This is a genomic window from Actinomadura citrea (genome assembly GCF_013409045.1).
GTDB lineage: Bacteria > Actinomycetota > Actinomycetes > Streptosporangiales > Streptosporangiaceae > Spirillospora > Spirillospora citrea.
Genome location: NZ_JACCBT010000001.1, coordinates 297,209 through 314,706 on the forward strand (window position 1 = coordinate 297,209; position 17,498 = coordinate 314,706).

The following is a 17,498-nucleotide window of genomic DNA, read 5'->3' on the forward strand; positions in this document are numbered from 1 at the left end:
GGCCGTGATCCAAGCGTGATCGGCGGTGGTCAACCGCCGACCGATCGTGGGCGTCAACTCCATGCCAGTAATCAGTGGAGAGGTTCCCCATGCGCCGCTCGTCCGCACTGCTCGCCACCGCCGCCTTAACGTCGTCCCTCTTCCTCGTGCCCGGCGCCGCCCACGCCGACGCGACCGGGGTCAGCCTGACCCTCGACTACGACAGGCTCGCCAAGGACCGCGTGGTCAAGCTGACGCTGGGCGCCAAGTCCGCGAGCGGGGTCACGAAGGTCCGCGCGAACATGCGGTATCAGACCCCCGAGGCGGAGCCCTATGCGACCGTCGAGTTCACCCGGAGCAGCGGGACGGACAACGACGGGGTCTGGCAGGCCGAGTTCCGCCCGGACATCGAGACCCGCCCCGGCGTGACGCGGGTCGAGGTGCTGATCAACACGGCCGACGGCGCAACGTACACGCGCAACAGCGAGTTCGACGACTGCTACACGACGAGCATCACCGACTTCTCGAACTCGCCGGGCGTCATCGACATCGAGCACTCCGACGTGACGATGCGCGGCCGGGTCACGGTCCAGAAGTACCGCGAGGCCGCGCCCGAGCCGGCGTCGGGCGCGAAGGTCAGGACAGGGACGAGCACGGAGACGACGGCGGGCGAGGACGGCTCGTTCACGCTGACCTCCGGCGGCGACGCGTCCCCCGCCGCCTCCGTCCCCCGGGAAGGGCGGTTCTGCGGAACGACGCGCGCCGCTTCCGTCACCGTCGAGAGGCAGACCACGGTCATCACCGCGAACATGGTGCCGGGGCCTTTGGTGGCGCCGCAGTCGCTGGTGTCCGTGTACGGCAGGATCGTCCGGCGGGGCTCCACAGGTCCAGTGCCCGTGGCCGGGCTCGAGATCCAGCTCGACGTGCCGGACGGCCTCCATGACGCCGGAGGCGTCACGTCGACCCCGACCTCCGCGGACGGCACCTTCCGCGCCGCCTTCTTCGCCGCGCGGGAGGTCGGGAGGTCGGGAGCCGTGACGGTGCGGCTCGGGGAGACCGGGTTCCTCACCGGAGGCCAGGCAGGCCTCGGGACGGTGAGCATCCGGAACAGCTCCGAGATCACCGGCTTCGACGCCTTCCCCGGACCGCTCGCCTATCGTGATCCGATCACCGCGCACGGGCGGCTGGACCTCCGGCCCGGGGACACCGGCGCCGCGAACCTGCCGGTGCACCTGGAGTACTCCCTGGACGGCCATGTGTGGAAGGTCTGGGCGACCCGGACCCTGGCGCGGCCGGGGCCCTTCTCCTTCGACGATGTGAGGCCGGTGACGAAGGACGCGTACTGGCGCGTCCGTTATCCGGGCAGCGATCTGAACATGCCGGTCATCAGCGACCTTCGCTACGTCGACGTCAAGTACCGGACGCAGTGGTACGACTTCAACGCCTCGCCCGAGCCCGTGAAGAAGGGCGGGACCATCACGGTCAAGGGGCGGCTCTACCGGTTCCGGGACGCGGCGGGGCCGGGGCCGAACGCGCCCGTGTACGTCTACTTCAAGGCCGCCGGGACGACGACGTACAAGCAGGTCGCCGCCACCAAGACCGATGCCGACGGCTGGTTCACCAAGTCCTTCAAGGCGTCCGTGGACGGTACCTGGAAGGCGGTCTACAAGGAGACGTCCGGCTACCTGGGCTCTGTCTCGCAGGGCGACGCCGTGGACGTGCGCTGACGTAGGCTGCGGGGCGTGGCGCAGGACTTCGACCTTTACGAGCGGGAGCTGTGGGCCGGGCGGGCCCCCGCGTACGAGCGGGGGTTCGCCCACGTCACGCGGTACATGATCGAGCCGCTGCTCGACGCGGCCGGGGTGGCGGACGGCACGCGGCTGCTCGACGTCGGCACCGGGCCCGGGTTCGTCTCGCGGGAGGCGGCGCGGCGCGGCGCGCGGGTGTCGGCCATGGACGCCGAGCCGGGCATGGCCGAGACGGCGCGCCGGAACGTCCCCGGGCTGGACGTGCGGGTCGCCGTCCTGCCCGAGGTCCCCTTCGAGGACGGGACGTTCGACGCGGTCGCCGGCAACTTCGTCATCAACCACGTGGGCGCCCCCGACGTGGCGCTGGCCCGGCTGCGGCGCGTGCTCCGCAAGGGCGGGCGGCTGGCGGTGACCTGCTGGGTGATGCCGGGCAGCGGCGCCCTCGCGATCGTCCGGGAGGCGATCGAGGCGGCGGGCGTGCCGTGGCCGGACGACATCCCCGCGCCGCCGTTCCTGGAGTACGGCGAGTCGGCGGCGTTCCGGCGGCTGGTCGCCGAGGCCGGGTTCGCCGACGTCGCGGTCGAGGAGGTGACCTGGGAGCACCTCGTCGACCCCGAGGAGTGGTGGGAGACGGGCGCGCTGGCCCGGGTCGGCACGAACGGCGTGGTCGTCGGACGGCAGGACGCGCCTACCGTCGCCCGGGTCAAGGCCGCCTACGACGAGATCGTCGCCGATTACGCGGCCGGCGACGGGAAGGTCGCGCTGCCCGCGCACGCGCTGCTGGCGAGCGGCGTCCACTAGCGGCGTCCGCGAGCGGCGTCCATGAACGGGCGCGAACGCCGATACTCGCGCGCGGACGAGGGCGCCGGGCCGGTAGCCTCGGGTCTGTGATTGACCTGCGAGCTCTTCGAGAGGATCCCGAGCGGCTGCGCGCCTCGCAGCGCGCCCGCGGTGAGGATGACGGCGTCGTCGACCGGCTGCTCGACCTGGACGGGAGGCGCCGCTCGGCGCTGACCTCGTTCGAGCAGCTCAGGGCGGAGCAGAAGAGTTTCGGCAAGTCGGTGTCCAAGGCGCAGGGCGACGAGCGGCAGGCGCTGCTGGCCCGCGCCAAGCAGCTGGCGCAGCAGGTGAAGGAGCGCGAGGCGGAGGCCGACCGCCTCGGCGAGGAGCTCGACGCGCTGCTCAAGGGCGTCCCGAACCTCATCGAGGAGGGCGCCCCGCCCGGCGGCGAGCAGGACTTCGTCGTCCTGGAGCACGTCGGCGAGCCGACCGCGTTCGACTTCGAGCCGAAGGACCACCTGGAGCTCGGCGAGAGCCTCGGCGCCATCGACATGGAGCGCGGCGCGAAGGTGTCGGGCGCGCGGTTCTACTACCTGACGGGCGTGGGCGCGCGGCTCCAGTACGCGCTGCTCAACCTCGCCATGGAGCAGGCCGTCGCGAGCGGGTTCGTGCCGATGTACCCGCCCGTCCTGGTGAAGCCGGAGGCGATGGAGGGCACCGGGTTCCTCGGCGCCCACGCCGCCGAGGTGTACCAGCTCCCGCAGGAAGAGCTGTACCTCGTCGGGACGTCGGAGGTGCCGCTCGCCGCGTTCCACATGAACGAGATCATCGACGAGCTGCCGCGGCGGTACGTGGCGTGGTCGTCCTGCTTCCGCCGCGAGGCCGGCTCCTACGGCAAGGACACGCGCGGCATCATCCGCGTCCACCAGTTCGACAAGGTGGAGATGTTCTCCTACTGCGACCCGGCCGACTCCCACGCCGAGCACCTGCGGCTGCTGGAGTGGGAGAAGGAGATGCTCGCCAAGGTCGAGATCCCGTACCGGGTGATCGACGTGGCGGCGGGCGACCTCGGCGCCAGCGCGGCCCGCAAGTACGACTGCGAGGCGTGGGTGCCGACGCAGAACACCTACCGCGAGGTCACCTCGACGTCGAACTGCACCGAGTTCCAGGCGCGGCGCCTGGCGGTGCGGCACCGCGACGCCGACGGCAAGAACCAGCCGGTGGCGACCCTGAACGGGACGCTGGCGACCACGCGCTGGATGGTCGCGATCCTGGAGAACCACCAGCAGGCCGACGGTTCGGTGCGCGTCCCGAAGGCGCTGCAGAAGTTCCTGGGCCTGGAGGTCCTGGAGCCGGTCAAGCGCTGAACGTCCGTGGAGCGGGGCCCGTCCTGGCTTGGACGGGCCCCGCTCGCGTCACCCGGGGCCCTGGGGCGATGCCGGGAGTCGGGCGTGTCATGCCCCTGGCCTAGGGTGTGTCCCATCTGCCCAGGAAGGTGACATGTCTGAGTCCTCGCCGCGCGTGATCGCCACCGACCTCGACGGCACGATCGTGCGCTCGGACGGCACGATCTCCGCCCGGACCGTCGCCGCCCTCGCCCGGGTCGAGCGGGCCGGGGCGATGCTCGTCATGGTCACCGGGCGGCCGCCGCGCTGGATGACGGAGATCGCCGCGGCCGTCGACCACCGCGGCGTCGCGATCTGCGCCAACGGCGCCGTCCTCTACGACCTGCACACCGAGACGGTGCTCCAGGCCAACGAGATCGCGCCGGACGTGCTCGCCGAGGTGATCGGGCGTCTGCGCGGCGTCGTGCCCGAGCTGCGCTTCGCGGTGGAGTACCCGACAGGCTTCGTGTTCGAGACCAGCTACAACCTCGGCCGGTGGGACGCGGCGGCGCTCGGCGGCCGTCCCGTCGACGACGTCGAGCTGGTCAGCCGGGGCGGAACCAAGCTGCTCGCGTTCCACCCGGCCGCCGATCCCGACGCGCTCTCGGCGAAGGCGGTCCAGGCCGTCGGCGACCTCGTGACCGTGACGCACTCCTCCGGACGGGGGCTGCTGGAGATGAGCGCGCTCGGCGTCACCAAGGCCAGCGCCCTGGCGGCCCTGTGCACCGAGCTCGGCATCCCGGCGGGGGACGTCACCGCGTTCGGCGACATGCCCAACGACCTGCCGATGCTGACCTGGGCGGGCACGTCCTACGGGGTCGCGAACGCGCACCCGCTCGTGCTGGCCGCCGTGTCGCACAAGACGTCCCGCAACGACGACGACGGCGTGGCCGAGGTCCTGGAGCGCCTCTTCCCCTAGCGCGGCCGCACCCGCTGCCGGGTGCGGCCGGGGTCGGGCGTCCTACAGGTAGGGGCCGGACGAGCGCGGCCCGGGCTGGGAGTCCTCCTCGACGCCGGAGGGCATCATTCCCGCGGGCAGGGCGCGCCGCATCTGCTCGAGCTGCGCGCGCGCCGCCATCTGCTGGGCGAACAGGGTCGTCTGGATGCCGTGGAACAGGCCCTCCAGCCAGCCGACGAGCTGCGCCTGCGCGATCCGCAGCTCCGACTCGCTCGGCACCGTGCCCTCGGTGAACGGCAGCGACAGGCGCTCCAGCTCCGCGACCAGCTCGGGCGCGAGTCCGTCCTCCAGCTCCTTGATGGACGACTGGTGGATCTCCCGCAGCCGGGCCCGGCTCGCCTCGTCCAGCGGGGCGGCCTTGACCTCCTCCAGCAGCTGCCGGATCATCCCGCCGATCCGCATGACCTTCGCCGGCTGCTCGACCATCTCGGTCACCGACTTGCCCTCGGACTCGCCTTCGCCGACGCCCTCGACGGCGATGCCGTTCGGGCCCAGGACGAGCACCTGGGGCTCTTCCGACTGCTTCTTCGAAGCCTCGCTCATAAACTCCACATCCTCACACGGTCAGCAGGATCTTGCCGACATGACCGCCTTCTTCCATCAACTCGTGCGCGCGGGACGCCTCCGCCATGGGGATCCGCCGGTCGACGACCGTCCGGATCCGTCCCGACTCCAGGAGCGGCCACACCTGCTCCCGGACGCCGGCCACGATCTCCGCCTTCTCCTCCAACGGACGGGCCCGCAAAGTCGTGGCGTGCACCAGCGCCCGCTTGCGCAGCAGCACGCCGATGTCCAGCTCCGCCTTCGCGCCGCCCTGGAGCCCGATCACCATCAGCCGCCCGCCGGAGGCGAGGGCGTCCACGTTGCGCTTCAGGTACTTGGCGCCGATGAGATCCAGGATCACGTCGTAGGGGCCGCTGTCGACGAAGTCGTCCTCGCGGTAGTCGACCGTGACGTCCGCGCCCAGCTCCCGGCACCTCTCGGCCTTCTCCGGGCTCCCCACCGTCGTCACCACGCGCGCCCCGCGCGCCTTGGCGAGCTGGATGGCGAACGTCCCGATGCCGCTGCCGCCGCCGTGGACGAGCAGCGTCTCGCCCTCGCGCAGGCCGGCCAGCATGAACACGTTCGACCACACCGTGCAGGCGACCTCCGGCAGCCCGGCCGCCTCCGCGACGTCCACGCCGCGCGGCACCGGCAGCACCTGCGAGGCGGGGACCGCGACGCGTTCGGCGTAGCCTCCGCCGCCGAGCAGCGCGCACACCTCGTCGCCGACGTTCGGCCCGGTCACGCCCTCGCCCAGCTCGGCGATCCGGCCGGACACCTCAAGGCCCGGGTACGGGGGAGCGTCCTGCGGCGGCGGATAGAAGCCCATGCGCTGCATGACGTCGGCGCGGTTGACGGCGCTCGCCGTCACGTCGATCAGCACCTCGCCCGGCTTCGGCTCCGGATCCGGCACCGGCTTCCATTCCAGGACGTCGGCGTCGCCCGGCTCGCGAATCACGATCGCATGCATACCGGCCACGCTACCGGGCGCCTCCAAGGCGTCCCCCGCCCCCGGGTGCCGTCGAGGCAAGGCCGATCTACGCGTGGGATGCCCGGTATTGACGCACCGGTATCCTGCGTGGGGGTCTTTTTGCCCGCCTGCACCGTGTGGATCATCAGAGGCGTGCCCGAGGGGGAAAACGGTGGCGAGGAACGAGCACGACGGGCGCTCACTGGAGGAGCGGCTGGCCTCTCTGGACGCGATGAGCGGCGACACGACGGGACCGTCCCCCGCCCCCGAGGGAGCGCAGCCGCCGCAGGTGCCCGAGGAGCCGGAGAACGCGCCGCCCGCCCCCGACGAGCCGGCCGAGCCGAACACCGAGCCCTGGCTCGCGGCGCCCCCCGCCTACCAGGACCCTCCGGAGAACTTCGGCCCGCCGCAGCCGGCGCCCTACGAGGGCGGCCCGATGCCGCAGCCGTTCGACGGCGGGATGCTCCCGCCCCCGTACGCGACGGGCGGCTACCAGCCCCAGCCGTCCCCGTACGACGCCAACGGCAACGCGGCCCCGCCCCTCGACCAGCTGCCGCCCTACCCGTCCGACCAGTTCGGCCGCCAGGACGCGGCCGGCCAGGTCTACCAGCCGATCGACCCCGCGACGGGCCGGCCCTACCCGCAGGACACGGACGCCTCGGGCCGCCCGTACGTCCCCCTCGACCCGGCCACGGGCCACCCCCTCGCCACCGACCCCAACGCGTCCGGCCAGCCCTACCCGCCCGTGGATCCGACCACCGGCCAGCCGTACGACGCCAACGCGGGTGCCCAGCCCTACCCGCCGGTGGACCCCGGCACGGGTCAGCCTTACGCGCCTGACCCGAATGCGGGCGACCAGCAGTTCCCCCTGGTCGAGCCCACCACCGGTCAGCCGATCCAGCCCGGTCCGAACCCGCCGGGCGGTCAGCCGTACCCGCCCGCGGACCCTGCCATGGGCCTGCCCTTCGCGCCTGACCCGAGTGCGGAGGGGCAGCCCTTCCCGCCCGCCGACCCGAACATCGGCCAGCAGTTCCAGCCGGGCCCGAACGCGCCGGGCGGCCAGCCGTACCCGCCGGTCGACCCCGGCACGGGCCAGCCTTACGCGCCTGACCCGAACATGGCGCAGCCCTTCCTGTTCGGCCCGGCCCCGGAGGGGCAGCAGTTCCCTCCGGCGGACCCGAACACCGGCCAGCCGTACGCGCCCGACCCGAGCGCCGCAGGCCCGCAGTTCCCGGCGGCCGACCCGAACACGGGCCAGCCGTACGCGCCTGACCCGAGCGCCGCGGGCCCGCAGTTCCCGGCGGCCGACCCGAACACGGGCCAGCCGTACGCGCCTGACCCGAGCGCCGCGGGCCCGCAGTTCCCGGCGGCCGACCCGAACACCGGTCAGCCGTTCCAGCCGGGCCCGCCCGCGCCCGGCCTGCCGTACCCCCCGATGGACCCCGCAACGGGCCGGCCCTACGCGCCGGACCCGAATGCGGGCGGCCAGCCGTATCCCCCGGTGGACCCGAACACCGGGCAGCCCTACCCGCCACCCGGCTACGGGTATCCGGCCGGGCCGCCGCAGGGGGAGGGGCAGTACCCGCCGGCGCTCGGCCAGATGATGCAGCCGGGCCACCCCGCCCAGCCCCAGCAGCAGGAGCCGCAGAGCGCCGACAGCCTCAGCTCCGAGAACCTGCTCGGCGAGCGCCGCATCGCGCCCTCGTCCGGCTGGCGGCGCGCGGTCTACAAGGCGACCGCGGGCAGCATCCACCCGGGCGAGTCGCAGGTCGACCTGCGCCGCAAGGACCTGATCGGGCGGGCGCGCACCGCCGTGGCGGGCGGCCACCACCGGGTGGCCGTCATGTCGCTGAAGGGCGGCGTCGGCAAGACGACCACGACCACCGGCCTCGGCTCGATGCTGGGATCGCTGCGCGGCGACCGCGTCATCGCGGTGGACGCGAACCCCGACCGCGGCACCCTGTCGGACAAGGTCAGGCTGGAGACCGCCGCGACCGTCCGCGACCTGCTCAACAACCGCGACCAGATCCAGCGGTACGCCGACGTCCGCGCGTTCACCTCGCAGAACGAGGCGCGCCTGGAGATCCTCGCGTCGGACCGCGACCCGGCGGTCAGCGAGGCGTTCAGCGCCGAGGACTACGCGGCCGTCGCGGTCGTCCTGGAGCAGTACTACTCGGTCTGCATCACCGACTGCGGCACCGGGCTGCTGCACTCGGCGATGGCGGGCGTGCTGAGCCTGGCCGACCAGCTCGTCCTGGTCAGCTCCCCGTCGGTGGACGGCGCCCGGTCCGCGAGCGCGACGCTCGACTGGCTGGAGGCGCACGACCACGGCCACCTGGTCCGCAACGGCGTCGTCGTCCTGTCGATGGTCCGCAACCGCACCCGCAGCCAGGTCGACCTGGACAAGCTCCAGGCCCACTTCGAGAGCCGCTGCCGCGCCGTCGTCCGCATCCCCTACGACGACCACCTGGAAGAGGGCGCCGAGGTCGAGCTGGAGCAGCTCGCCCCCGCGACGCGCGAGGCGTACCTGACCCTCGCCGCCGTGGTGGGCGACGGCTTCGCCTTCCAGCGCCCGCAGTCCTGACCTGGGTTACCGTTGCCATCTGTGACGGACGACGACGGTGTGTACGTGGGAAAGGCGGCGCCTGACGCGGCCGCCGACCGCGGCTGGCTGCTCGGGCACTTCAAGACGCCCGGCGACCTGCGGCACAGCGCCGAGGTCGAGATCAAGTGGGGCGTGCACCCGAAGGGCGAGCGCCGCGCCGCGTGGACGGACGGCGAGAAGCGCACCGCCCTGCTCGTGCTGATCAGCGGCCGCTTCCGGCTGGAGTTCCCCGGCCGCGACGTCGTCCTCGACGAACAGGGCGACTACGTGGTGTGGGCGCGCGGCGTCGACCACTCATGGGAGGCCGAGGAGGAGTCGGTGGTGCTCACGGTGCGCTGGCCGTCCATCCCCGGCTACCGCGTCCCTTAGAGGCGGTCGTCTTATGCGGTCGTACGCAGCCGCCCCTGCCCGCTATCGTGGGCGGATGACCGCCGCGAGGCGGTCACCTGGAGAGTTCGCATAGTGGACTAGTGCAGGCGCCTTGAAAGCGCCCAGGGCTGGGGACAGTCCTCGTGGGTTCGAATCCCACACTCTCCGCTCACGCTCCGGAAGCGTTGACGGTCACATTGGTGAGCCGGGTAGACGGCTCGCTCCCGCTCGCCGAGCCACCGGGGCACCGCCCTGGCGGCGGCGCACCGAGTTCGGCCGGACGAAGCTCACCCCAGGGCACGACGGCCTGGTCGGCTGGGCGAAGGGGGCCTTGAAACCGGAGGACATGGGGCTGACCGGTCTGCCAGTCTGGTGAGCCGATCATGGAGGAGGCCCTGTGCCGGAGGGCGATGAAGCGTCGTTTCTCGGGGAGTTCGGTCAACGGCTGCACAGTGGCGACCTCGGTGTCGTGTGCGATGCGTTGAGCGACTACCAGCAGGCGCAGGCCGACACCAGATGGGGAGTGGACAACCCGTACCGGCCGCTGAACAACGAGGTGCTCTTCGTCGCCCGCGACCTCCTGGACCGGTCGTCCACGCTCGACGACGAGAACCGGCAACGGGCGATCTCCTGGTCGCTCACCGCGGTGTGGCATCTCGGTGAAGACGAGGACGCCGACCGGATCGCCGAGATTCTGGAAACCACCTCGGACCCCGGGCTGCGGGAGGAAGGGCTGATGGCCGCGTCCACTGCTCTCGAGGACGCGGAGGAGCCGAACCCTCGGCTCCTGGCGGCCGTCCGCGCGATCGCCCTCGACGAGGGCCTGGACGCGCGGGACCGCGGCTCCGCGATCCATGCCCTGGGCTCTCTCGACATGCCCGAGGTGGACGCGCTCTTCATACGCCTTACCGGGTCCGGCGACCTCAAGGTCCAGGTCAGTGCCGCCGGGCAGCTGACATCGCCCAAGAAGATCCGTGTGCACCGCGAGCTGCTCCAGCAGCTCGTCGACTCCTGGCCGGAGGACGCGGGCCCCTTTTCGAGGGACGTTCGTGATGCGCTGGTGGGCTTCCACAGCACGTACTGGAAGGACGCCCACCTGGACGATCCGGCCCTCCGGAACGCTCACGACGAGCTGCGGTTCCCGCTGACCGACGAGACGTGCCTGGAGGCGTTCACCACGCTGCTGCGCAGCGACGACCCGGTCGCCGTGGGCATCGCGCTCGACCACTACGAGCACTGGGAGGGGCTGCGGCACGTCCTGGACGACTCCGACCTGGCGGACGCCTGCCTGCCGGAGGTTCTGGAGCGCGCCCGCGAGGTGCTCCGCCGTCCGATCTCGCCCGCCGAGGTGAGCGCGCTGAACATGATCGGGGCGCAGCACGCGGAACCGGGTGACACCGACCTGCTGGTGGACATCCTCGGCCGGACGGATTCCGACACCGTCCGGTACAGGGCCGTCTGGATGGCGTACGGGCTCTTCGACGAGGCCGGGACCGCGGACGCCCGGCTCGTCGAGGCGGTGAGCGGTGCGATCTTCGGCCCGTCCTCCCAGGGCACCAGGGAGGCGGCGATCCGGATCCTGGCCGACGGGCTCGGCGCGGGCGCCGACGACGTCCTTCTGCGTGCGATCCGCGAGGGGGAGCCGGACGTGCAGGTGCACGCGGTCTCCTACCTGGTGAAGACCGGCGGCCTGGACCGCCACCGTGCGGTCATGGAAGAACTGGCCGAAAGCTGGGAGGAGCGTCCTCCGGTGCGCTTCTGGGGCCAGAATCCCATCGACCTGGTCTTCGGGAAGCCCCACAGCGTTCACTGGGAGGGGCACCGGCTGCAGGACCCGGACCTGCGTCGCGCGCACAGAAGGCTGCGCCTCCCCACGGCGGACGAGTCATACCACGTCGCCATGCGCACGATGCTGGAAAGCGGTGACGTGGCCGCCGTCGGCATCGCCCTGGACCATTGGTGGGACTCGGAAGGCGCCCTCGCGCGAGGTGGTGAAGAGGCACGGCGACCGGCGAGGACGCTCGTCCACACGCTGATCCAGGAGATCTTGCGGCAGCCGCAGTCCCCGCCCGAGCTCAGCCGCGAGTACGGTCCCCTCGCAGCCCACCTCACCGCCCTGTCCGCGCTGGGGGTCGCGGCGAAGGACGACCTGTCCGTGCTCGCCGACTCGCTCCAGTGCGCCGACTCGCTCCGCGGCCAGGTCCTCGACACCGTGAGGGACGTGCTCCGATCCGTCGACCACTCCCACCCCCGGCTCGTCCAGGCCCTTGGGGACATCGCGTGCGACGAAGCCGTCCCGATGAGCGAGCGCAATCAGGCCATGTATCTGCTGGGGGAGTTTCGGAGCGACAACTCCGTCGACGTCCTCTTGAGCGCGACCCGCTGCCCCGAACTGGAGATCCAGGCGGCCGCCGCCCTGGTCCTCGCACGTGACGAGACGTTCGACGAGCACCGTTCGATGATCCAGGCCCTCGCCGTGAGCTGGCCCGAGGAAGACGTCCCGACCGAAGTCATCGAGGTGCGCGAGCTTCTCGAAGACTCGGACGAAGACCAGGGCTCGGGCTCCTCGGCTCACCCGCCATCTGATGGTCCTCGCGGACGACTCGGGTTGCTCTCGTGGTGAAATCGTCCGACTCGGGCGGAAGGGTTCGTTACCCTCTTCGGCATGTCGCAGACACCGCAGGATCCTGCAGGCACGACGCACCAGTTCCAGAACTTCGCCAGTCAGGCGCAGCCGGAGAAGTCCGGACCCAATATCGGCCTGATCGTCGGCATCGTCGCCGTGGTGGCCGTCGTCGCGGTCCTCGTGATCGCCCTGATGATGATGTGACGCTCAGCGGCCCGAGCTGGAGAAGTGCTGGTAGTCGCGGGCACCGCTCCAGGTACCGCCCCAGCTCCAGCCGATCGAGGCGAACGCCTTGACGACCTTGTCGCCGGCGTGGATGACGCCCGGGTCGTCGTTCTTGCGATTCTTGTACTTGACGCAGTCCTTGTGGGCGACGCGCCCGTCCGCGTAGACGTACGGGTTCTGGCACGGATTGATGTCGACCGCGAGACCGTAGGCGTGGTTGGAGAACGAACTCGACCCGGTCGCCTGGCGGCAGTTGAACGCCGAGGTGTTGTTCGCCTCGATCGAGTCGAAGTCGCTGCCCTTGTACTTGTCGACCGGCTGCATGCGCTCGATCGGGTAGCGCATGGCGTACAGCTTCCTGAACACCTTCACCAGGTCGTCGGCCGCCTTGGCGTTGACGACGAGCCGCCCACCGGTGTGCGGCTTGTCGTCCATCCCCCAGTAGGTCATCTCGATCATCCGGAGCCCGGACGGCGACACGGGGCAGCCGCGCCGCCACGAGTGGTCGAGGTCCCCGGCCGTGACCTTCTTGATCGTGGACTGGAAGCCCTGCTTGCTCGGCGACGGGGACGGCGACGGGGAGCCGGGCGCGGACGCGGTCGGCGGGGTCGCCGGAGGCGCCGACTCGCCCGAGTCGTCGCCGCCGCGGCCACATCCGGCCGCGGCGAGCGGCACGGTCAGCAGCGTGGCGAGGAAAGTCGCGGTTCCAATAGCCCCTCTACCTGGCATCTTTGCAGCATACGCAGGTCACCGGGTGCGCGCGGCGGGCCGGGTATTCGCTACGGTGCGTTTGAAGGCGCGCCCGCCGGAAAAGGGCCGGGACGGACGGGCCGTGATCCCCAACCATCCGCCGGGCATGTCGCCCGGTGGCGTCCGGCCCCAGGGAGCCGGCATGGCGGAACCTCAGGAGAGGGACCTCCCCAGCCTCGAAGACGAGATCTTCGCGGTCGCGCACAGCGTGGAGGTCGAGCAGGCGGCGCATGCGCAGCCTCTGTTGCAGACAGAGAGGGCGCAGGTCGCCGCAGAGCGCGCGCGGGCGTTCCTCGGCCGGGACGTGAAGGCGCTGGCGGCCGGCATTGCGGCCTTCGTCTTCGTCGACGCCGTGATGATGTACCCGCCGCTGATGATGAGCCGCAGGCCCAGCCTGCTGCCGCAGTTCGTGACGCTGCTGGTGCTGGCGTTCGGGCTCGGAGGCCTGCTCGCCTGGAAGGTCGGCGGGCGGTGGCGGACGTTCGGCATCGGGATGATGCTCGCCTGGGGCCTGCTGACCCTGCTGTCCGTCGGGTTCCTGACCGGCGTGACCGCCCCGCTCTAGGACGGGCCGCCGAGGCGCTTGAGGACGACGCTGAACGCGCGCCCGATGGCCTCCAGATCCTGGGGCTCGACCACGTCGATGAAGAACGTCCGGACGACCTCGACGTGGTCGCGGGCGGCGCGCTCCAGCGCGGCGAAGCCCTCGTCGGTCAGGTGCGCGTAGACGCCGCGCTTGTCGTTCGGGCAGCTGTCCCGCTTGACCAGGCCCTTGGTCTCCAGGCGGGAGCAGGTGTGGGAGAGACGGCTGCGCGACTGGCTGGCGTTGTCGGCGAGCTCCGCCATCCGCAGCCGCCGGTCGGGCGCCTCCGACAGCCGGACGAGGATCTCGTACTCGGAGTTCGACAGGCCGTGCTTGGTCTTGAGATCGCGGTCCATGACCTCGGTGAGCCGGACGCTGCCGTCCACGTATGCCCGCCAATCGCGCTGCTGGGTGGCATCGAGCCAGCGAGGTTCGGTCATGTCCCGAGTATAGACCATATGTTGAAGATTCAACTAACTCGCGCTATCTTCAGCCTAGCAGGACGGGTGCCTCCGTCCGAGGAAATAGTTGAAGCATCAACTATGTTGCAGGGACCAGTGCACCGCCCGACCGCGGACGGACACCCGGACGAGGGAGAACCCGATGCCTGCCGTGATGGCCGACCCGCTGACCCTGCCCCGCCTGCCGCTGCTGCCGCAGGAGGGCACCGACTGGCGCCGCGTCGCGAAGGTCGTGACCGCCAAGCGCCACCTGGAGGGCGAGGGCTTCCAGGTCAGGCGCCCCTTCCCGGGCATCGACCTGTCCCTGGCCGACCCGTTCCTGCTCCTGGACCACATGGGCGCCGTCGAGTACGCGCCGGGCGAGGCGAAAGGCACCCCGTGGCATCCGCACCGGGGTTTCGAGACCGTCACCTACATCATCGACGGGGCGTTCCAGCACCAGGACACCACCGGTGGCGGCGGCCTCATCGCCGACGGCGCCACGCAGTGGATGACGGCCGCGTCCGGGCTCCAGCACATCGAGCAGCCGCCGCCCGAGCTGGTGGCCAAGGGCGGCCTCTTCCACGGCATCCAGCTCTGGGTCAACCTGCCGCGCGCCCAGAAGTGGGTCCCGCCGCGCTACCAGGACATCGAGGCCCGCGACGTCAAGCTGCTCGCCGCCGACGACGGCTCGTCCCTCGTGCGCGTCATCGCCGGGTCGCTCGCCGGATACGACGGCCCCGGCGTCACCTACACGCCGATCAACTACCTGCACGCGACCGTCGCGCCCGGGGCGCGCCTGGCGCTGCCCTGGCCGCGCGACTTCAACGCGCTGGTGTACGTCCTGGCGGGCCGCGGGACGGCCGGCGTCGAGGAGGCGGCGCTGGACGAGGGGCAGCTCGCCGTGTTCGCCGGCTCGCACCACAAGGGCGAGGGGGACGGTCTCGTCGTCCGCGCCGCCGACAGCCAGCCGACCGCCAGTGCCGCGGGCTGGGAGATCCTCGTTCTCGGTGGCCTGCCCATCCGGGAGCCGATCGCCCGGTACGGCCCCTTCGTGATGAACACCCGCGACGAGATCGTCCAGGCGTTCGAGGACTTCCAGGCCGGGCGCATGGGCACCGTCCCCGCCGAGAAGGTCCCTCACCGGTCCGACGCGGACGAGCCCCTGGCCTGACCCTCGGGTCGGGACGTCGAGCTCCCCGGCCGCGGGGGTGGTGCCCGCGGCCGGGGTCTTCCGTGTTCGCGTGACGGAGGAAGACGGCGTGCGCTACTGTGTTCGAACAGTCGAACAGAAGTTCGACCACCTTGTTCGAACGCGCTCGCCCGGGAGGCGACATGGTGGCGACCATGGCCACACGGGGGCCCGAGGGCTCCGCGCGCTGCGGGCGGCGGCGTGACCACGCGACACGCCGCAGCGTTCTCTACGCAAATCTACGGCCGCAGCTATATCGCCTCATAGAGTCCGAGAGCGTGGACCCCGTGCGGAACCCCTATGCCCCCGGCGCCGGGCAGCGCCCGCCCGAGCTGGCCGGCCGCGACCGCGAGCTCCGGCAGTTCGAGGTGGTGCTCGAACGCGTGGCCCGCGGCCGCCCCGAGCGCAGCATGATCGTCACCGGGCTGCGCGGGGTGGGCAAGACCGTGCTGCTCAACGCCTTCCGGTCGCAGGCGATCCAGCGGCTGTGGGGGACGGGGAAGATCGAGGCCCGTCCCGACCAGTCGATCCGCCGTCCGGTCGCGTCCGCGCTGCACCGGGCGGTCCGGGAGCTGGCGCCCCGGCACCGCGCGCCCGACCGCATCGAGGAGTTCCTCGGCGTGCTCAAGTCGTTCGCGCAGGCGGGGCCCGAGCCGTCCGGCAAGGCCAAGGCGCGGGCGCACCGGTGGCAGCCCGGCATCGACGTGCCCGCCGCGCGCGGCCGCGCCGACTCCGGCGATCTGGAGATCGACCTCACCGAGCTGTTCGTCGACGCCGCCTCCGTCGCGACCGACGTCGGCGTCGGCATCGCCCTGTTCGTCGACGAAATGCAGGACATCCCGGCCGACGACGTGTCCGCGCTGTGCGCCGCGTGCCACGAGCTGGCGCAGGTCGGCGGCCCGCTGATCGTGGTGGGCGCGGGCCTGCCGCACCTGCCGGCCGTCCTGTCGGCGAGCAAGTCCTACTCCGAGCGGCTCTTCCGGTACGCGCGCATCGACCGGCTCGACCGCGAGTCGGCCGACGTCGCGCTGCTGGCCCCCGCCGAGCGCGAGGACGTCACCTTCACCCAGGACGCCCTCGACGCGCTGTACGGCGCGGCCGACGGCTACCCCTACTTCGTCCAGGCGTACGCCAAGGTCGTCTGGGACGTCGCCCCCGACAGCCCCATCACCGCCGACGACATCAAGGTCGCCGCGCCGGAGGCGGAGAGCGAGCTCGCCGTCGGCTTCTTCGGCAGCCGCTACGAGCGCGCCACCCCCGCCGAGCGCGACTACATGCGCGCCATGGCCATGCTCGGCGACGACCCGGTGCCCACCGCGTCCGTCGCCGACGAGCTGGGCCGCAAACCGTCCAGCCTGTCGCCCGCCCGCGACGGGCTCATCAAGAAGGGCCTCATCTACAGCGCCGAGCGCGGCATGGTCGCGTTCACCGTCCCGCACTTCGGCAAGTTCCTCCGCTCCCAGCCCGCCTGACCTATCCGTCTATCGGGCTCTCTAGCGACAGCGCTAGAGAGCGGTAGAAGGCCGCATCGAGCCGCCCTGTCGCGGCGAGTATCCGGCTCCCTAGCGACAGTGCTAGAGAGCCGTAGATTTTGCTGGTCCCTCCTCTGGCGCCCTCTAAGCCTTTCTAGATCTTTTCTTAGAGAGTGCTAGAGAGTCGCAGAGAGGCGATCAGGTGTCGTCCGCGCGACGTGGGTAGGAGCCACGGCGCGTGCCCGCGAACGGGCACGGAAGCCGACGTCGGGAGAGACATGGCAGACCGATTCCGAGGCCAGGACCCGGACCACCAGCACGGCGGTCTGGACGAGGACGCCGTCGAGGACGAGTTCGCCGTCGAGGAGGAATACGGCGACCAGAGCGACATGTCCCTGCACGACGAGGAGGCGATGCAGCAGGAGCAGGGAGGCCTGCCCCCGGGCGCGGACGGCGACTACCCCGCCTCGGCCGACGTCTCGTTCGACGTGGCAGAGGAGGACCCCGAAGGCAGCCCGTGAACCGCGCAGCCGACCCACCGGCGGCGGTCCCGTGTGTTGCCATGCCAGGTCGGCGGGTAGGAGACGGGTGGCGATCCGCGGCGGGCATCTGGGCGATGCCAGGGGAACACATGACAGTGCGACGCCGGCCCCGAGGCCACGAAACCGACGACGAGCTCGTGGACGAGGACGAGATCTCCGCCTCGATCCTGGGCTACGACGACTCCGCGATGCGGCAGGACCAGGGCGGCCGTCCGCCGGATACCGGGTCGGAGAACCGGTACATGGTCCGGCTGCGCGAGACGCTGCACGCCCGAACCCGGCGCCTCCTCTTCCGGCGCTCGCGCGGGGGCACCGCCCAGCAGTTCTGACG

Annotated in this window: 17 protein-coding genes and 1 tRNA gene; 14 read left to right on the forward strand and 4 right to left on the reverse strand. The window is 71.6% G+C overall.

What is annotated here, in order from left to right:
- Nucleotides 1–89 precede the first annotated feature (89 nt).
- The 4 genes from BJ999_RS01510 (at nucleotide 90) to BJ999_RS01525 (ending at nucleotide 4,811) form a co-directional block, all read left to right on the forward strand.
- Nucleotides 90–1,706 (forward strand): hypothetical protein, encoded by a 1,617-nt coding sequence (locus tag BJ999_RS01510; RefSeq protein WP_179831575.1) that lies wholly within the window; start codon nucleotides 90–92, stop codon nucleotides 1,704–1,706.
- Between the two features lie 15 nt (nucleotides 1,707–1,721).
- Nucleotides 1,722–2,528, forward strand: a complete 807-nt coding sequence (locus BJ999_RS01515; RefSeq protein ID WP_179831576.1) for a class I SAM-dependent methyltransferase — start codon at nucleotides 1,722–1,724, stop codon at nucleotides 2,526–2,528.
- A gap of 86 nt (nucleotides 2,529–2,614) precedes the next feature.
- On the forward strand, nucleotides 2,615–3,874 hold the full coding sequence (gene serS / locus BJ999_RS01520; RefSeq protein WP_179831577.1) for a serine--tRNA ligase: 1,260 nt from the start codon (nucleotides 2,615–2,617) through the stop codon (nucleotides 3,872–3,874).
- A 133-nt stretch (nucleotides 3,875–4,007) separates the two neighbouring features.
- Nucleotides 4,008–4,811 carry a Cof-type HAD-IIB family hydrolase gene (locus BJ999_RS01525; protein ID WP_179831578.1) on the forward strand — a complete coding sequence of 268 codons (804 nt, stop codon included), beginning with the start codon at nucleotides 4,008–4,010 and terminating at the stop codon, nucleotides 4,809–4,811.
- A gap of 42 nt (nucleotides 4,812–4,853) precedes the next feature.
- Here BJ999_RS01525 and BJ999_RS01530 read toward each other — a convergent pair whose 3' ends face one another.
- Both BJ999_RS01530 and BJ999_RS01535 read right to left on the reverse strand, forming a co-directional pair.
- Entirely contained in the window at nucleotides 4,854–5,393 is a 540-nt protein-coding gene (locus tag BJ999_RS01530) for a bacterial proteasome activator family protein (RefSeq protein WP_179831579.1), read from the reverse strand.
- Nucleotides 5,394–5,406: 13 nt separating this feature from the next.
- A complete protein-coding gene (locus BJ999_RS01535; RefSeq protein ID WP_179831580.1) occupies nucleotides 5,407–6,363 on the reverse strand; it encodes an NAD(P)H-quinone oxidoreductase in 957 nt (318 codons plus the stop codon).
- Nucleotides 6,364–6,535: 172 nt separating this feature from the next.
- Here BJ999_RS01535 and BJ999_RS41665 point away from each other — a divergent pair, with 172 nt between their 5' ends.
- The 5 genes from BJ999_RS41665 (at nucleotide 6,536) to BJ999_RS01560 (ending at nucleotide 12,167) form a co-directional block, all read left to right on the forward strand.
- Nucleotides 6,536–8,947 carry a MinD/ParA family ATP-binding protein gene (locus tag BJ999_RS41665; protein ID WP_229810174.1) on the forward strand — a complete coding sequence of 804 codons (2,412 nt, stop codon included), beginning with the start codon at nucleotides 6,536–6,538 and terminating at the stop codon, nucleotides 8,945–8,947.
- Nucleotides 8,948–8,968: 21 nt separating this feature from the next.
- Nucleotides 8,969–9,337 carry a cupin domain-containing protein gene (locus BJ999_RS01545; protein WP_179831581.1) on the forward strand — a complete coding sequence of 123 codons (369 nt, stop codon included), beginning with the start codon at nucleotides 8,969–8,971 and terminating at the stop codon, nucleotides 9,335–9,337.
- Between the two features lie 79 nt (nucleotides 9,338–9,416).
- Nucleotides 9,417–9,505, forward strand: a tRNA-Ser gene (locus tag BJ999_RS01550).
- A 229-nt stretch (nucleotides 9,506–9,734) separates the two neighbouring features.
- Nucleotides 9,735–11,960, forward strand: a complete 2,226-nt coding sequence (locus tag BJ999_RS01555) for a hypothetical protein (protein WP_179831582.1) — start codon at nucleotides 9,735–9,737, stop codon at nucleotides 11,958–11,960.
- 42 nt (nucleotides 11,961–12,002) lie between these two features.
- Nucleotides 12,003–12,167, forward strand: coding sequence for a hypothetical protein (locus BJ999_RS01560; RefSeq protein WP_179831583.1), 165 nt, complete (start codon nucleotides 12,003–12,005; stop codon nucleotides 12,165–12,167).
- Between the two features lie 3 nt (nucleotides 12,168–12,170).
- Here the strand turns inward: BJ999_RS01560 and BJ999_RS01565 are convergent, their stop codons facing one another.
- On the reverse strand, nucleotides 12,171–12,917 hold the full coding sequence (locus BJ999_RS01565; RefSeq protein ID WP_179831584.1) for a M15 family metallopeptidase: 747 nt from the start codon (nucleotides 12,915–12,917) through the stop codon (nucleotides 12,171–12,173).
- A gap of 163 nt (nucleotides 12,918–13,080) precedes the next feature.
- Here BJ999_RS01565 and BJ999_RS01570 point away from each other — a divergent pair, with 163 nt between their 5' ends.
- Nucleotides 13,081–13,503, forward strand: coding sequence for a hypothetical protein (locus BJ999_RS01570; protein ID WP_179831585.1), 423 nt, complete (start codon nucleotides 13,081–13,083; stop codon nucleotides 13,501–13,503).
- Here the strand turns inward: BJ999_RS01570 and BJ999_RS01575 are convergent.
- A complete protein-coding gene (locus BJ999_RS01575) occupies nucleotides 13,500–13,961 on the reverse strand; it encodes a MarR family winged helix-turn-helix transcriptional regulator (protein ID WP_179831586.1) in 462 nt (153 codons plus the stop codon). The two genes, BJ999_RS01570 and BJ999_RS01575, sit on opposite strands and share 4 nt — an antisense overlap.
- Before the next feature lie 163 nt (nucleotides 13,962–14,124).
- On the opposite strand from BJ999_RS01575, the gene BJ999_RS01580 reads away from it, so the two are divergent.
- The 4 genes from BJ999_RS01580 (at nucleotide 14,125) to BJ999_RS01595 (ending at nucleotide 17,496) form a co-directional block, all read left to right on the forward strand.
- Nucleotides 14,125–15,135 carry a pirin family protein gene (locus tag BJ999_RS01580; protein ID WP_179831587.1) on the forward strand — a complete coding sequence of 337 codons (1,011 nt, stop codon included), beginning with the start codon at nucleotides 14,125–14,127 and terminating at the stop codon, nucleotides 15,133–15,135.
- A gap of 305 nt (nucleotides 15,136–15,440) precedes the next feature.
- A complete protein-coding gene (locus BJ999_RS01585; RefSeq protein WP_444541849.1) occupies nucleotides 15,441–16,625 on the forward strand; it encodes an ATP-binding protein in 1,185 nt (394 codons plus the stop codon).
- Between the two features lie 278 nt (nucleotides 16,626–16,903).
- On the forward strand, nucleotides 16,904–17,146 hold the full coding sequence (locus BJ999_RS01590; protein ID WP_179831589.1) for a hypothetical protein: 243 nt from the start codon (nucleotides 16,904–16,906) through the stop codon (nucleotides 17,144–17,146).
- Between the two features lie 110 nt (nucleotides 17,147–17,256).
- Nucleotides 17,257–17,496, forward strand: coding sequence for a hypothetical protein (locus tag BJ999_RS01595; RefSeq protein WP_179831590.1), 240 nt, complete (start codon nucleotides 17,257–17,259; stop codon nucleotides 17,494–17,496).
- Nucleotides 17,497–17,498 lie beyond the last annotated feature (2 nt).

Bases quoted from the DNA above. Each gene is read 5' to 3' on its own strand.
- BJ999_RS01510 (WP_179831575.1), top strand. From the start codon at position 90: ATGCGCCGCTCGTCCGCACTGCTCGCCACCGCCGCCTTAACGTCGTCC.
- BJ999_RS01525 (WP_179831578.1), top strand. From the start codon at position 4,008: ATGTCTGAGTCCTCGCCGCGCGTGATCGCCACCGACCTCGACGGCACG.
- BJ999_RS01530 (WP_179831579.1), bottom strand. From the start codon at position 5,393: ATGAGCGAGGCTTCGAAGAAGCAGTCGGAAGAGCCCCAGGTGCTCGTC.
- BJ999_RS01535 (WP_179831580.1), bottom strand. From the start codon at position 6,363: ATGCATGCGATCGTGATTCGCGAGCCGGGCGACGCCGACGTCCTGGAA.
- BJ999_RS01560 (WP_179831583.1), top strand. From the start codon at position 12,003: ATGTCGCAGACACCGCAGGATCCTGCAGGCACGACGCACCAGTTCCAG.
- BJ999_RS01565 (WP_179831584.1), bottom strand. From the start codon at position 12,917: ATGCCAGGTAGAGGGGCTATTGGAACCGCGACTTTCCTCGCCACGCTG.
- BJ999_RS01570 (WP_179831585.1), top strand. From the start codon at position 13,081: ATGGCGGAACCTCAGGAGAGGGACCTCCCCAGCCTCGAAGACGAGATC.
- BJ999_RS01575 (WP_179831586.1), bottom strand. From the start codon at position 13,961: ATGACCGAACCTCGCTGGCTCGATGCCACCCAGCAGCGCGATTGGCGG.
- BJ999_RS01580 (WP_179831587.1), top strand. From the start codon at position 14,125: ATGCCTGCCGTGATGGCCGACCCGCTGACCCTGCCCCGCCTGCCGCTG.
- BJ999_RS01590 (WP_179831589.1), top strand. From the start codon at position 16,904: ATGGCAGACCGATTCCGAGGCCAGGACCCGGACCACCAGCACGGCGGT.
- BJ999_RS01595 (WP_179831590.1), top strand. From the start codon at position 17,257: ATGACAGTGCGACGCCGGCCCCGAGGCCACGAAACCGACGACGAGCTC.